Below are 12223 nucleotides of genomic sequence, written 5' to 3'. Positions count from 1 at the left end.
GGATGACGCGCTCGGCTAAGCCGGGCTTGAGGGGAAACCCTATCATCCGAGGCAACGACCCGCCTTTTCCCTACACGACAGGTATTGTTCCATGACCGCTACCGAACTGGTAAATGCTTACTACGCCGCCTTCAACGCCGGCGACATGCCGGGCTTTCTGGCGCTGCTCAGCGAGGACGTGATCCACGACATCAACCAGGGCGAGCGGCAGATGGGCAAGGCCAGGTTTGCTGCGTTCATGGACAAGATGAACCGCTGCTACCGCGAACGTCTGGCCGACATCGTGGTGATGCAAAACGCCGATGGCAGCCGCGCGGCAGCGGAGTTCACCGTGCATGGCGAATACTTGGCCGATGACCAAGGGCTGCCAACTGCCAACGGGCAGACCTATGTACTGCCGGCGGGGGCTTTCTTCTACATCCACTGCGGCAAGATTGCCCGGGTGACCAACTACTACAACCTCAATGACTGGGTTGAGCAGGTTGCCTAAGCCTGACACGCCTGCTCCCGGGGGCGGTGGTAAACCTGCGGGAGCGGGCGTGCCTGCGAAGGGGCCCGGTCAGGCGATACGGGTACCCAGCACTTTGAGGAAGGCCGCCAGCCACGCCGGATGCGCTGGCCATGCGGGGGCAGTGACCAGGTTGCCGTCCACATGCGCCTGGTCCACTGCGATATCGATGAACGTACCGCCCGCCAATCGCACTTCCGGCGCACATGCCGGGTACGCACTGCACTCACGCCCCTCGAGCACCCCGGCCGCCGCCAGCAGCTGAGCGCCATGGCACACCGCCGCAATCGGCTTGCCGGCCTGGTCGAACGCCCGCACCAGCTCCAGCACCTTTTCATCCAGGCGCAGGTACTCTGGCGCACGGCCACCCGGGATCAGCAATGCGTCGTAACTTTCGGGCCGCACCCGCACGAAGTCATAATTCAGGGCAAAGTTGTGCCCAGGCTTTTCGCTGTAGGTCTGCTCACCCTCGAAGTCATGAATCGCGGTGCGCACAGTCTGCCCGGCCAGCTTTTCCGGGCACACCGCATGCACTGTGTGGCCGACCATGCTCAGGGCCTGAAACGGCACCATCGCCTCATAATCTTCAACGTAGTCGCCCACCAGCATGAGAATTTTCTTCGCCGTCATCACGCCCACTCCTTCGGTTAACTGTGAATAGTCACTGCACGATAGCCGCTGTCAGTCCCGACGGTCGAGGAAGTTGACCACCAACCGATCGAGCCAGCCCCAGATCCGTTGTTTCAACCTGCGCCACAAAGGGCGCGCATGCCAATGGGCAAGGTCGACTTCCTCGCATTGGGCAAAATCGCGCTCGAAGCTGGCCACCACCGCCGCCGTCAACGATGGGTCCAGCGCCTCGATGTTGGCTTCAAGGTTGAAGCGCAGGTTCCAGTGGTCGAAGTTGCACGAACCGACGCTGACCCAGTCGTCCACCACCGCCATTTTCAGGTGCAGGAAGCACGGCTGGTACTCGAAAATCCGCACCCCGGCGCGCAGCAGGCGTGGGTAGTAGCGATGCCCGGCGTAGCGCACCGAGGGATGGTCGGTGCGGGGGCCGGTCAGCAGCAGGCGCACGTCCAGCCCCTTGCTGGCGGCCCGGCGCAACGAGCGGCGCACGCTCCAGGTCGGCAGGAAGTACGGTGTGGCCAGCCACACCCGTTGCTTGCCGCTGTTCAGCGCCCTCACCAGCGCATGCAGGATGTCCTGGTGCTGGCGGGCGTCGGCATAAGCGACCCGGCCCATGCCTTGCCCTTGTGCGGGCACCTTGGGCAGGCGCGGCAGGCCAAAGCCCTCGGCAGGGCGCCAGGCGGTGCGGCGGTTGTTGGCGTGCCACTGGCGATCGAACAGCAACTGCCAGTCGTTCACCACTGGCCCCTGCATCTGCACCATCACTTCGTGCCATTCGCTGGTCGCTTCGCCCGGCGTCCAGAATTCGTCGGTAACGCCCGTGCCCCCCACCACTGCCCAACGCTCGTCCACCAGCAGCAGTTTGCGGTGGTCGCGATACAGGTTGCGCAGGCCACGCTTCCAGCGCAGGCGGTTGTACCAGCGCAGGTACACGCCGGCGTCCGACAGGCGTTGGCGCAGCGCGCTGTTGAAAGCCAATGAGCCGTAGTCGTCAAACAGGCAACGCACCCGCACGCCGCGCCGGGCGGCCTGCTCCAGCGCTTCGACCACCGCCTCGGCACAGGCGCCGGCCTCGACCAGGTACAGTTCCAGGTCCACCTGAAACTCCGCGTGCTCGATCGCATTGAGCATGCGTGGAAAGAACGCGGGGCCGTCGATCAGCAATTCGAACTGGTTGCCATCCCGCCAGGGGAAGACTGGCCCCGCCATGTCAGCGAGCGGTGAAAATCAGCACCGCACTCACCGGCACCGATGGGTTGATGGACTTCAACTTGGCAAACTTGCGCAGGCTTTCCAGCCCAGGCAGCAAGCCGAAATCCTCGGCACGCAGCAGCAGCGGCTCGAGGGTTACAACCTGGAAGCGCCGCGCATCCAGGCGGGTGGCCAGTAGCAGGGCGTTGTAGCTGTGCGACTGGCCATGCAGGGTAACCGTTAGCGGCAGGCGCAACTCGATCTGCGCACCGTCGGCCAGGTCATTGATCGGCCGCAGGTCGATCTGCGCCTTCACTGTGGCCTCGGCGAATCGCTCGACCTCGAACAGGTTGTCGCGCATCTGCTCGTCACGCAGCGGGATGCCGCTGCTCACCGAGTCCATCTCGATGCTCAACCCCGCCACACCCTTGCGGTCGACCGTACCGTGCAACACCAGAAAGCGATGCACTTCGGCGGTGTCGCCGTTCTTGCCGGTAATGAACGACAGGCGTGAAGACTCGCCATCAAGGTGCCAATTGGCATGGGCGGGCAGGCACAAAGCCAGCAGCAAGGCGGGTAACAGACGGGGCAGCTTGAACATGACAGATCTCGTGAAACCAAGCCGCCAACCTTACCCGCCTGCCTTCATGGCAGCAAGCGGCAGCCCTCGCGCGCGCCTTGCCAAGCGGCCTGGTTGCGCCGCCCCAGACCCTCTGCGGTGACTTGGCGCTGCCGGCTGTTTTCTTCCAGCAGGGTCAGCGGCAGCCATTGCTTCACGTAACCGTGGCAATACGCCTGATCGAAGCCCATGACAAAGCGGCACGAACAATATTCCTTGGCCGAGTAGGCCGAGAGAATGTCGGGGAAATCCGCCAGCGCCTGGCGCTCTTGCCAAGCCCAGTACAACAGCCCCGCCAGCACCAGCAGCGCTAACCGCTTCATGCTCCCGCCCCGGCCAATGCCGCCAGCACCCGCTTCAGCAGTTCGTCGTGCTGATAGCTGCCGTCGCGGTCATCGGCGTAACGCACGATCACCAATTTTTGCTCCGGTAGCACGTACAGCGCCTGGCCCCAGTGGCCAAGGGCGGCGAAGGTAGCTGCGGGGGCACTCGGCCAAGGCCGTTGGGCGTCGGTCAGCGGCTGGTTGAGCCACCAGTGCCCACCAGGGTTGGCCTCGCCGCTCAGCACTTCGGCTTGGGCAAACGGTGTGCGGTTGAAGGCTATCCAGGCCTTGGGCAGCAGTTGCCGGCCCTGCCAGCGGCCGTCGCGCTGCATCAGCAGGCCGATACGCGCCAGGTCGCGGGTACTGAGGTACAGATAGGAAGAGCCCACGTAAGTGCCTGCCCGGTCACGCTCCCACACCGCACTGTCGATACCCAGCGGGGTGAACAGTGCCTGCCAGGGGTAATCCGGGTACTGGCCCGCATCGAGCATGCCGCGCAGCGCGGCGGCCAGCAGGTTGCTGTCGCCACTGGAATAGAGAAATCGCTGCCCAGGGCTGGCCGACGTACCCCGCGCGGCCGTGTAGGCCGCCATGTCCGCACGACCACGGGTATACAACATGGCCACCACTGAGGATTTCAGCGGGGCGTACTCGTAGTCTTCCTGCCAGGCAAGGCCACTGGCCCAGTGCAGCAGGTCGGCCATACGCACGCCCGGATGCGCGCGCATGGGTGGATAGAAGCGGCTGACCGCGTCTTGCAGCTGAAAGCGGCCTTCGCCCTGGGCCACCCCCAGTAGCGTGGCCAGTACGCTTTTGCTCACCGACCAGGTCAGGTGCGCGGTGGCGGCAGTGGTGGGCGCGGTGTAGCGCTCGTGGACGATACGGCCGTCGCGGATGATCAGCAAGGCGTCGGTGCGGATGCCACTACGCTCGGAGGGGGCGCGTTCGGGGAAGGCGTAGGCGTCGACGGCTTGCCAATCGAATGCGGCAGGGTCGCTGTGCCACTCCGGGTCAGGCCACTCTTCAGCCCAGGCGGGCGCCATGGCCATGCACAAAAGCAGCAGCAGACCTTTCAGCATCCCCATACAGGCTCACTTTTGTTGGGGCAGCAACGCGGCCCCAGGATTCAGAAGTTCACCCAAAGCTATCAGCCATTCATGACAATCCGGCAGCCGCCCAAGCTTTGTTCAACCGTTTCTCCCGCGCCGCCGCAGCCAACGCCATCACCCCTTGGTCACGCTGCCAGATTTGCGCCCAATGCACCGGCCCTGCTGCCAAGGCCGCGTCGATCGCCCCTCGCAACGCCTGAAACTGCGCGAACAACCCACCCAGCAGCAAATGGCAACCCGTGCTGTCAGCACACTGCCGGCTGCCCTCGGCACACCCTGCCAGCAACCCCAGCAGTTGCAGGCGCAAGTCCTGTGGCCAGGCGCTCTCCTGCCCCACGCCATACAACCAGGCCGTCAGTGCCGTGAGCACATACAAGTCTTCCAGCGAGCGAAACGGCTTCACGTAGGCATCCCAGCCGTCACCGGCCAGCAACTCGCACGCGGCCTGCTCCAGCAGCAATCGGCCATGGCCCACTTCCGGCATCAGCGGCAGGGTCGGCAGTGGCTCCAGCTTCACCCCCGGCTCACCGGGATAAACCACCGCCAGGTTCAGTTGCGGCGCCGCACCAGCCGCTTCGCTACGCGCCGCCACCAGCAACCACTCCGCCTCCAGGCCTGCGGTAACGAAGTCCTTGCTGCCCGTCAGCCGCAAGCCGTCCAGCCGCGTGTGCATGTCCGCTGGCCGCACACTGCGCCGCTCGGTGGCACACAAGGCGCCAAGGCTGGGCGGCGCACTGGGCCAAAGCACCCGCAGAGCGGCCTGGTAACCCACCAGAAAGGCCAGGCCAGGGGTGGCCATCGCGCGCCCGCCCAGTGCCGCGAGTTCGAACGGGGCAACCGGTCCGAGGCGCTCGAGCAGCCCGGCGTAGGTTTCGCCCAGGGTGCCTGCCAGCGCGTGGCGAAGCGGGTCGTTGAGTCGTTGCAACCAGGCCATGGCACAGCTCCTTGCTGGGGGCTTTCGGGGAAGGCTCAGGGGGTGTCACGCAAGCATCACCAAAGATTCACAGGGGTGACACCACGTCTACCTAGGCTGACTTTGCACAACAAAGCCGACCGGCCGCAACCCTTCATGGCTGGCTTATGGAGACTCGCAATGACTCGGATCGCTCACGCTAGCGACAACAGCACTGAACGCCGTCTGCAAGCCGAACGCCTGGTTGGCGCCGCGGCGCTGCAAGAAGCCCAGGCCCTGCGCTACAAAGTGTTCAGCGCAGAATTCAAGGCCAAGCTCAAAGGTGCCGAGCAGGGCCTGGACATGGACGACTACGACGTGCACTGCCGCCACATTGGTGTGCGCGACCTGAGCACCGGCGAACTGGTTGCCACCACCCGCCTGCTCGACCACCAGGCCGCCAGCAGCCTGGGCCGTTTCTACAGCGAAGAAGAATTCAGCCTGCACGGCCTGTTGCAACTGCAAGGCCCGATCCTTGAACTGGGCCGTACCTGCGTGGCCCCCGACTACCGCAACGGCGGCACCATCGCCGTGCTCTGGGGCGAACTGGCCGAGGTGCTCAACGAGGGTCGCTACAGCTACCTGATGGGCTGCGCCAGCATCCCCATGCAGGACGGCGGCGTGCAGGCCCATGCGGTGATGCAGCGCCTGCGTGACCGTTACCTGTGCACCGAGCACCTGCGTGCCGAGCCGAAAAACCCGCTGCCGAAGCTGGCCCTGCCCACTAACGTCATTGCCGAAATGCCACCGCTGCTCAAAGCCTACATGCGCCTGGGCGCGAAGATTTGCGGCGAGCCATGCTGGGACGAGGACTTCCAGGTGGCTGACGTGTTCATCCTGCTCAAGAGCGACGAACTGTGCCCACGCTACGCTCGCCACTTCAAGGCGGCGGTCTGATGCCGAAGTTGCGGGTGTTGGCCCGCCTGACTCGACTGCTGCTGGTACTGGCGCTGGGCATGCTGATGGCCAGCATGATTGCCTTGAGCGAGCGACTGGGCTTCAAGACGCCGATCGAGCGCCGTCAACGCTGGACCTGCCTGTTCATGAAGCGCTTGGTCGCTGCCCTGCCCTTCGACGTGAAAGTCATCGGCGAGCTGCCGCAGCGGCCGATGCTGTGGGTCAGCAACCATGTGTCCTGGGCCGACATCCCTCTGCTGGGCATGCTGATGCCGCTGTCGTTTCTGTCCAAGGCCGAAGTGCGCCACTGGCCGGTGGCCGGCTGGCTGGCGGAAAAAGCCGGCACGCTTTTCATTCGTCGGGGCGGTGGCGACAGCCAGCGCCTGCGCGAACAGATCGCCGGGCAGTTGGGCCTGGCTCGACCGCTGCTGATCTTCCCCGAAGGCACCACGACCAACGGTCGCACCTTGCGCACCTTCCATGGCCGCCTGCTGGCCGGAGCCATCGACCGAGGTGTGGCGGTGCAGCCGGTGGCTATCCAGTATTTGCGCGATGGCCAGCTCGATCCGATTGCGCCGTTCATCGGTGATGACGACCTGGTATCGCACCTGATGCGCTTGTTTGCACAACCGCGGGCCGAGGTGTGCATTCACCTGCTGCAGCCGATTGGTAGTGTGGGCAAGGAACGTGCGGTGCTGGCGTTGCAGGCACAGCAGGCGATCCATTTGGCGTTGTTCGGGGTTGAAGAAGTTGAGTTGGCGCCACGGCGGCAGGCACGGGCTGCCTGATTTTTCGCACTATCGCTACCGGCCTCTTCGCGGGCGTGCCCGCGAAGAGGCCGAAACAGAACTAACTGTCAGACAACCGCCCCGCCGCCGCAAAGGCCTGCAACTGCGGATAAAACGCCCTGAAGTCCGCCAGCAATGGCTCATACAGCCGCTCCAGCTCGCCCATCACCCCGGACATCCCTTCAGGGCGTGACAGGCGCCGAGCAATGCCATTGAACACCTGCTCCAATGTGGCGAAATCACCATAGGCCCCCAGCCAGTCATCCGCCGCCATGAACGGTGCAATCCGCGCCAGCCGCCCCGGCAGTTGTGGCTCTGCCAGCAGCACCCGGTAAAACGCCCCAGTGAACTGTGCCAGTGGCTGCTCGGCATAATCACGCCAATGTCGCGCCAGGCAATGGTCGAAGAACACATCCAGGACAATGCCGGCAAAGCGCCGCCGCTCACGCGGAAAACGCGCCAGCGCCGCCAATACCAACGGGTGCCGATCGGTGTAGCTGTCGATATGCCGATGCAGCCGAATGGCCGCCTCCAGCGCAGGCGGAAAGCGCCCTTCCAGCGAGCCTTTGACAAAGTCGCCATACAGGCTGCCAAGCAGTTGTTGCGGCGCCGGGCCGCCCAGGTGCAAGTGTGCGAGGTAATTCATGCACGCAGTCTAGCACCGCCAGCGCGTATATCGTTATAACGCGATATACCGATTCGTGCTCAGCTCAGAACACCTTCGTATTTGTATATCGGAATTCAGCGATTTACATTTCGCCCTATCGCGATATGCCGCTACAACGAGCCTCAACCATGCCACTCGATCTCGACGAAATCATAAAAGCGCTGGCCCATCCGGTCAGGCGAGAAATCCTCAGCTGGCTGAAAGACCCGGCAACCCAGTTTCCCGACCAGTACCACAGCACCGAAAACGGTGTGTGCGCCGGGCAGATCGACCAACGCTGCGGCCTGTCGCAGTCGACCGTCTCTGCCCACCTGGCCACCTTGCAGCGCGCCGGGCTCATCAGCAGCCAGAAGATTGGCCAATGGCACTTCTTCAAACGCGACGAAGACACCATCCAGGCGTTCCTCGAACAACTGCGCCAAGCACTTTGACAAGGCAGGTAACCGCTATGACCACGCTTTTCGATCCGATCACCCTGGGCGACCTGCAACTGCCCAACCGCATCATCATGGCCCCGCTCACCCGCTGCCGCGCCGATGAAGGGCGCGTGCCCAATGCGCTGATGGCCGAGTACTACGTACAGCGTGCCAGTGCCGGGCTGATTCTCAGCGAGGCGACCTCGGTCAGCGCCATGGGGGTCGGCTACCCGGATACCCCCGGTATCTGGAACGATGAACAAGTTCGTGGCTGGAACAATGTGACCAAGGCCGTACACGGCGCAGGCGGGCGTATCTTCCTGCAGCTGTGGCACGTGGGCCGCATCTCCCACCCCAGCTACCTGAATGGCGAACTGCCGGTGGCTCCCAGCGCGATCCAGGCCAAGGGCCATGTCAGCCTGGTACGCCCACTGAGTGACTACCCCACCCCGCGTGCGCTGGAAACCGAAGAAATCACTGACATCGTCGAGGCCTACCGCAGCGGCGCGGAAAATGCCAAGGCGGCCGGCTTCGATGGTGTGGAGATCCACGGTGCCAACGGTTACCTGCTCGACCAGTTCCTGCAAAGCAGCACCAACCAGCGCACCGACCGTTACGGCTGCTCACTGGAAAACCGCGCGCGCCTGCTGCTGGAAGTGACCGATGCGGCCATTGAAGTGTGGGGCGCGAACCGCGTGGGCGTGCACCTGGCGCCGCGTGCCGACGCCCACGACATGGGCGACGCCGACCGCGCCGAAACCTTCACTTATGTGGCGCGCGAGCTGGGCAAGCGCGGCATCGCCTTCATCTGCTCGCGGGAACGGGAAGCCGACGACAGCATTGGCCAACTGATCAAGGAAGCGTTCGGCGGCCCGTACATCGTCAACGAGCGGTTTGACAAAGCCAGTGCCAATGCGGCCCTGGCCAGTGGCAAGGCCGATGCGGTGGCGTTCGGCGTGCCGTTCATCGCCAACCCCGACCTGCCGGCGCGGCTGGCGGCGGATGCGCCGTTGAATGACGCCCGGCCGGACACTTTCTATAGCAAGGGGCCGGTGGGGTATATCGATTATCCGCGGTTGTAACTGATTTCGCCGGGGCCGCTTTGCGGCCTTGTGCCGCGAAAGGAGGGCAAGGCCCTCCCCTGCCATGTTACGGACGGGAGTTGATCTGCTGCTGCAGGTTCTGGATCTGGCTCTGCAAGGTATTCAGGTTGCGGGTCATCTGCGCCCGGAACGCATCGAACTCCTGCACCGAAGCACCGCCTGCCGACGAAGCAGCCGGACGATTATCGATCTGGCTCTTGAGCACCAACATGTCCTGCTCCAGGCTCTGGATAGCAGCACTCGGGTTGCCTTGTTTCTTCAAGGCAGCCACATCGCTACCCAGGCTCTTGAGTTGCACGTCCAGCTTGCCGCCATCCACCTGCGCAGCCTTCAGCGCGGCAACCTGCTCGTTCAAACCCTTGAACTGGGTATCCAGCTTGCCACCATCAACCTGCCCCGAACGCAGCGCCGCCAGCTCACCATTCACCAACTTCAACTGCGCCTGCAACTGGCCTTGCAGCTCAGTCACCGCTTTCTGCTGTGCACGGGTATCGGCCAGCACCTGCTCCAGGCGCTTGCCCAGATCACCGGTCTGCCCGGCCACGCCCTGCTGCAGCTGACGCAACTGCAGCTTCAGCGCCTCGCTGCTGGTAGTCACACCGGATTCGCTGGCCTCCACCTTGCCACTGATCGCCTGCAGGCGCCCGGCCGCTTCTTCACTGATGCGGGCAAAGCTCTCCTGGGTCGCCACCAGTTGCTGCTCCATCAGCGAGATCTGCTGAAAGCTCCACCAGCCCAAGCCCGCCAACGCGATAAACGAGGCGCACAACAACGCCCACAACGGCGCCGTGCTGGCCCCACGGGCGGCCTTCTGGCGGCTGCGCACCACGTGCGCCGGCATCAGTTCGTCATCATCAACCGTGCCCGCCCGCAAGGTAGGCACGTCATCGTAGTCATCGTGAGCATGGTTACGCATGGATACATTCAACCGCGGTAGTCGCAAAGAGGCACGAGTATAAACCGCCAGCGCGGCGCGTTGATGACCATTGTCCGCCGGGCGGCTTCAATGCCCCGGCGGCAAGTGCTTCCACCAGCCACAGAATTCATCCAGCGCCGTCCACAGGCTGACCTTGGGCTGGTAGTCCAGGTACTGCCGGGCGCGGCTGATATCCAGGGTGAAATCACGGCTCATCACCTGCATGCCCAGGCGCGACAAGGTCGGTTGCGGGCGCCCTGGCCACAGCATGCAAGCCGCCTCGTTCAGCGCGGCGAAGCTGTAGGCCAGGCCGTAGGAACGGTAGCGGGTAACCTGTGGCAACTGCATCTGGCGCATCACGTAGTTGACCACGTCCCACAGCGGCAGCGGCTGCCCGTTGCTGATGTTGTAAGCCTGGCCCAGCGCCCGTTCATCAGCGAACAGCGCACTGAGCAGCGCCTCGTTGAGGTTGTGCACACTGGTGAAATCGACCTTGTTCAGGCCATTGCCGATGATCGCCACACGGCCTTTGCGCTGCATCTGCATCAGCCGCGGGAAAATGCTGGCATCACCGGCGCCGGTGACGAAGCGCGGGCGCAGCGCCAATACTTCGAGGCCGAACTCCTGGGCACCGAACACTTTTTGCTCGGCCAGGTGTTTGGTTTGCCCATAGTGGTCGTGGAAGCGGCGCGGCACCTGGTCTTCACGGATGTCCAGGCGTGAACGGCCATTGAAATAGATCGACGGCGAAGACAGATGAACCAGGCGCCGTACATGCTCTTTCAGGCAGCCCTCGACCACGTTCTCGGTAACCACCACGTTGCCCTGGTAGAAGTCCTGATAACGCCCCCAGTTGCCCACCGCGCCTGCACAGTGCACCACCGCCTCGACGCCCTGGCACAAAAGCCGGGCCAACTCGGCATCGCCCAGGTCGCCGGGGATGAACTGGGCGCCGCGCTTGACCAGGTGCTCCACCCCTTCGGCACGGCGGCCGCTGACGCGCACGTCCAGGCCCTGCTCCAGGGCGAAGCGCGCAAAGCGCCCACCAATGAAGCCACTCGCGCCGGTGACCAGAATTCGCATGTAACACTCCGTCTTGCCAGATTTCAGATGCAACTGACGCCAGCCGTGGCTACAAGGGCACCAGCCAATGCCGTGCGGTGTGCCGCAGGTGGTCGGTCAGTTGCGCGAGCAATTGCCCGCCATTGCGCCAATGATGCCAGTACAGCGGCACATCGATAGGGGTATCGCGGCAGATTTCCACCAATTGCCCGTTGGCCAGCTGCTCCTGGGCCTGCAGTTCTGGCACCAGGCCCCACCCCAACCCGGCTTCGGTCATGCGCAGGAAGCCTTCGGATGACGGGCACAGGTGGTGCAGGAAGCCGTCCTCGATGCCCAGCGATGCCAGGTAGCGATGCTGCAGGAAATCATCCGGGCCGTACACGATCGCCGGGGTGCGGGCCAGGCGGCTGGCGACGAAGCCGTGGGGGAAATGCCGCGCCATGAACCCGGGGCTGGCCAACGCCCGGTAACGCATGGCCCCCAGTAGCAGGCTGCGTGCGCCGGCTACCGGGCGTTCACTGCCACACAGGCAGGCCGCCACTTCGCCAGCACGCATGCGTTTCAGGCCCACCTCCTGGTCTTCTACCACCAGGTCGGTCAGCACGTTCTGTTGCGCACAGAAATTGCCCACCGCACCGGCCCACCAGGTGGCCAGGCTATCGGCGTTGAGGGCGATGCGCAGGCGCTCCGGCATGCCCTCTTCATCCAGCGCCGGCACCTGGCGCTGCAAGTCACGTTCAAGCAGGCGCACCTGCTGCACGTGGTTGAGCAACTGGCGGCCGACTTCGGTCGGGCTGGGTGGCGTGGCACGCACCAGCACCGGCTGCCCAACCCGCGCTTCGAGCAGCTTGATGCGCTGGGAGATGGCCGATTGCGACAAGCCCAGTATTTGCGCCGCACGCTCGAAACCACCTTGTTCGATCACCGCCGCGAGGGCGGCCAGGAGCTTGTAGTCGAACATCGATTTTCCTAATGACGGATCAGCTTTATTTGTTTTTCTTATACAGTGCCGAACCTCACAATAGCCAGCATCTTTTACGAC

15 protein-coding genes are annotated in these 12223 nt (G+C 63.9%); 5 read left to right on the top strand and 10 right to left on the bottom strand.

Annotated elements, in window-relative coordinates:
• The first annotated feature begins 91 nt into the window (after positions 1 to 91).
• A complete protein-coding gene (locus APH35_RS00315; protein WP_012274007.1) occupies positions 92 to 490 on the top strand; it encodes a nuclear transport factor 2 family protein in 399 nt (132 codons plus the stop codon).
• Positions 491 to 559: 69 nt separating this feature from the next.
• Here the strand turns inward: APH35_RS00315 and APH35_RS00310 are convergent, their stop codons facing one another.
• From APH35_RS00310 to APH35_RS00285, 6 genes are all read right to left on the bottom strand, one after another.
• Positions 560 to 1141, bottom strand: a complete 582-nt coding sequence (locus APH35_RS00310) for a DJ-1/PfpI family protein (protein ID WP_171577218.1) — start codon at positions 1139 to 1141, stop codon at positions 560 to 562.
• A 48-nt stretch (positions 1142 to 1189) separates the two neighbouring features.
• Positions 1190 to 2347, bottom strand: a complete 1158-nt coding sequence (locus APH35_RS00305) for a phospholipase D-like domain-containing protein (protein ID WP_060514017.1) — start codon at positions 2345 to 2347, stop codon at positions 1190 to 1192.
• A 1-nt stretch (position 2348) separates the two neighbouring features.
• Entirely contained in the window at positions 2349 to 2930 is a 582-nt protein-coding gene (locus APH35_RS00300) for a YceI family protein (RefSeq protein ID WP_012274010.1), read from the bottom strand.
• A gap of 44 nt (positions 2931 to 2974) precedes the next feature.
• Positions 2975 to 3271, bottom strand: coding sequence for a hypothetical protein (locus APH35_RS00295; protein ID WP_012274011.1), 297 nt, complete (start codon positions 3269 to 3271; stop codon positions 2975 to 2977).
• The gene (locus APH35_RS00290; RefSeq protein ID WP_060514063.1) at positions 3268 to 4350 is read right to left on the bottom strand and encodes a serine hydrolase domain-containing protein; all 1083 of its coding nucleotides are present in this window, start codon (positions 4348 to 4350) and stop codon (positions 3268 to 3270) included. The genes APH35_RS00295 and APH35_RS00290 overlap by 4 nt, the downstream gene beginning before the upstream one ends.
• A gap of 76 nt (positions 4351 to 4426) precedes the next feature.
• On the bottom strand, positions 4427 to 5314 hold the full coding sequence (locus tag APH35_RS00285) for a hypothetical protein (protein ID WP_012274013.1): 888 nt from the start codon (positions 5312 to 5314) through the stop codon (positions 4427 to 4429).
• A gap of 159 nt (positions 5315 to 5473) precedes the next feature.
• On the opposite strand from APH35_RS00285, the gene olsB reads away from it, so the two are divergent.
• Both olsB and APH35_RS00275 read left to right on the top strand, forming a co-directional pair.
• Complete coding sequence (gene olsB, locus APH35_RS00280; protein WP_060514016.1) at positions 5474 to 6229, top strand: L-ornithine N(alpha)-acyltransferase; 756 nt, start codon at positions 5474 to 5476, stop codon at positions 6227 to 6229.
• The gene (locus APH35_RS00275; protein WP_012274015.1) at positions 6229 to 7017 is read left to right on the top strand and encodes a lysophospholipid acyltransferase family protein; all 789 of its coding nucleotides are present in this window, start codon (positions 6229 to 6231) and stop codon (positions 7015 to 7017) included. Before olsB ends, APH35_RS00275 begins: the two co-directional genes overlap by 1 nt.
• Positions 7018 to 7078: 61 nt before the next feature.
• Here the strand turns inward: APH35_RS00275 and APH35_RS00270 are convergent, their stop codons facing one another.
• Positions 7079 to 7663, bottom strand: a complete 585-nt coding sequence (locus APH35_RS00270; RefSeq protein WP_012274016.1) for an acyl carrier protein phosphodiesterase — start codon at positions 7661 to 7663, stop codon at positions 7079 to 7081.
• A gap of 149 nt (positions 7664 to 7812) precedes the next feature.
• Here APH35_RS00270 and APH35_RS00265 point away from each other — a divergent pair, with 149 nt between their 5' ends.
• The gene (locus tag APH35_RS00265) at positions 7813 to 8115 is read left to right on the top strand and encodes an ArsR/SmtB family transcription factor (RefSeq protein ID WP_012274017.1); all 303 of its coding nucleotides are present in this window, start codon (positions 7813 to 7815) and stop codon (positions 8113 to 8115) included.
• A 17-nt stretch (positions 8116 to 8132) separates the two neighbouring features.
• Positions 8133 to 9182 carry an alkene reductase gene (locus tag APH35_RS00260; protein ID WP_060514015.1) on the top strand — a complete coding sequence of 350 codons (1050 nt, stop codon included), beginning with the start codon at positions 8133 to 8135 and terminating at the stop codon, positions 9180 to 9182.
• A 67-nt stretch (positions 9183 to 9249) separates the two neighbouring features.
• On the opposite strand, the gene APH35_RS00255 is transcribed toward APH35_RS00260, so the two are convergent.
• From APH35_RS00255 to APH35_RS00245, 3 genes are all read right to left on the bottom strand, one after another.
• The gene (locus tag APH35_RS00255; protein WP_012274019.1) at positions 9250 to 10119 is read right to left on the bottom strand and encodes a hypothetical protein; all 870 of its coding nucleotides are present in this window, start codon (positions 10117 to 10119) and stop codon (positions 9250 to 9252) included.
• Positions 10120 to 10206: 87 nt separating this feature from the next.
• Positions 10207 to 11202 (bottom strand): NAD-dependent epimerase/dehydratase family protein, encoded by a 996-nt coding sequence (locus APH35_RS00250; RefSeq protein ID WP_060514014.1) that lies wholly within the window; start codon positions 11200 to 11202, stop codon positions 10207 to 10209.
• 49 nt (positions 11203 to 11251) lie between these two features.
• Positions 11252 to 12142 (bottom strand): LysR family transcriptional regulator ArgP, encoded by an 891-nt coding sequence (locus APH35_RS00245; RefSeq protein WP_060514013.1) that lies wholly within the window; start codon positions 12140 to 12142, stop codon positions 11252 to 11254.
• Between the last annotated feature and the right edge of the window lie 81 nt (positions 12143 to 12223).

The sequence above is a fragment of the Pseudomonas sp. NBRC 111132 genome (assembly GCF_001320565.1).
In the GTDB taxonomy this organism is placed as follows: Bacteria; Pseudomonadota; Gammaproteobacteria; order Pseudomonadales; family Pseudomonadaceae; genus Aquipseudomonas; species Aquipseudomonas putida_P.
Note: the sequence above shows the minus strand (reverse complement) of the source record. Positions and strands in the feature narration are given on the sequence as shown.

Coding starts and splice junctions, on each gene's coding strand:
- APH35_RS00315 (WP_012274007.1), top strand. CDS start 92: ATGACCGCTACCGAACTGGTAAATGCTTACTACGCCGCCTTCAACGCC.
- APH35_RS00305 (WP_060514017.1), bottom strand. CDS start 2,347: ATGGCGGGGCCAGTCTTCCCCTGGCGGGATGGCAACCAGTTCGAATTG.
- APH35_RS00300 (WP_012274010.1), bottom strand. CDS start 2,930: ATGTTCAAGCTGCCCCGTCTGTTACCCGCCTTGCTGCTGGCTTTGTGC.
- APH35_RS00295 (WP_012274011.1), bottom strand. CDS start 3,271: ATGAAGCGGTTAGCGCTGCTGGTGCTGGCGGGGCTGTTGTACTGGGCT.
- APH35_RS00290 (WP_060514063.1), bottom strand. CDS start 4,350: ATGCTGAAAGGTCTGCTGCTGCTTTTGTGCATGGCCATGGCGCCCGCC.
- APH35_RS00285 (WP_012274013.1), bottom strand. CDS start 5,314: ATGGCCTGGTTGCAACGACTCAACGACCCGCTTCGCCACGCGCTGGCA.
- olsB (WP_060514016.1), top strand. CDS start 5,474: ATGACTCGGATCGCTCACGCTAGCGACAACAGCACTGAACGCCGTCTG.
- APH35_RS00275 (WP_012274015.1), top strand. CDS start 6,229: ATGCCGAAGTTGCGGGTGTTGGCCCGCCTGACTCGACTGCTGCTGGTA.
- APH35_RS00270 (WP_012274016.1), bottom strand. CDS start 7,663: ATGAATTACCTCGCACACTTGCACCTGGGCGGCCCGGCGCCGCAACAA.
- APH35_RS00265 (WP_012274017.1), top strand. CDS start 7,813: ATGCCACTCGATCTCGACGAAATCATAAAAGCGCTGGCCCATCCGGTC.
- APH35_RS00260 (WP_060514015.1), top strand. CDS start 8,133: ATGACCACGCTTTTCGATCCGATCACCCTGGGCGACCTGCAACTGCCC.
- APH35_RS00255 (WP_012274019.1), bottom strand. CDS start 10,119: ATGCGTAACCATGCTCACGATGACTACGATGACGTGCCTACCTTGCGG.
- APH35_RS00250 (WP_060514014.1), bottom strand. CDS start 11,202: ATGCGAATTCTGGTCACCGGCGCGAGTGGCTTCATTGGTGGGCGCTTT.
- APH35_RS00245 (WP_060514013.1), bottom strand. CDS start 12,142: ATGTTCGACTACAAGCTCCTGGCCGCCCTCGCGGCGGTGATCGAACAA.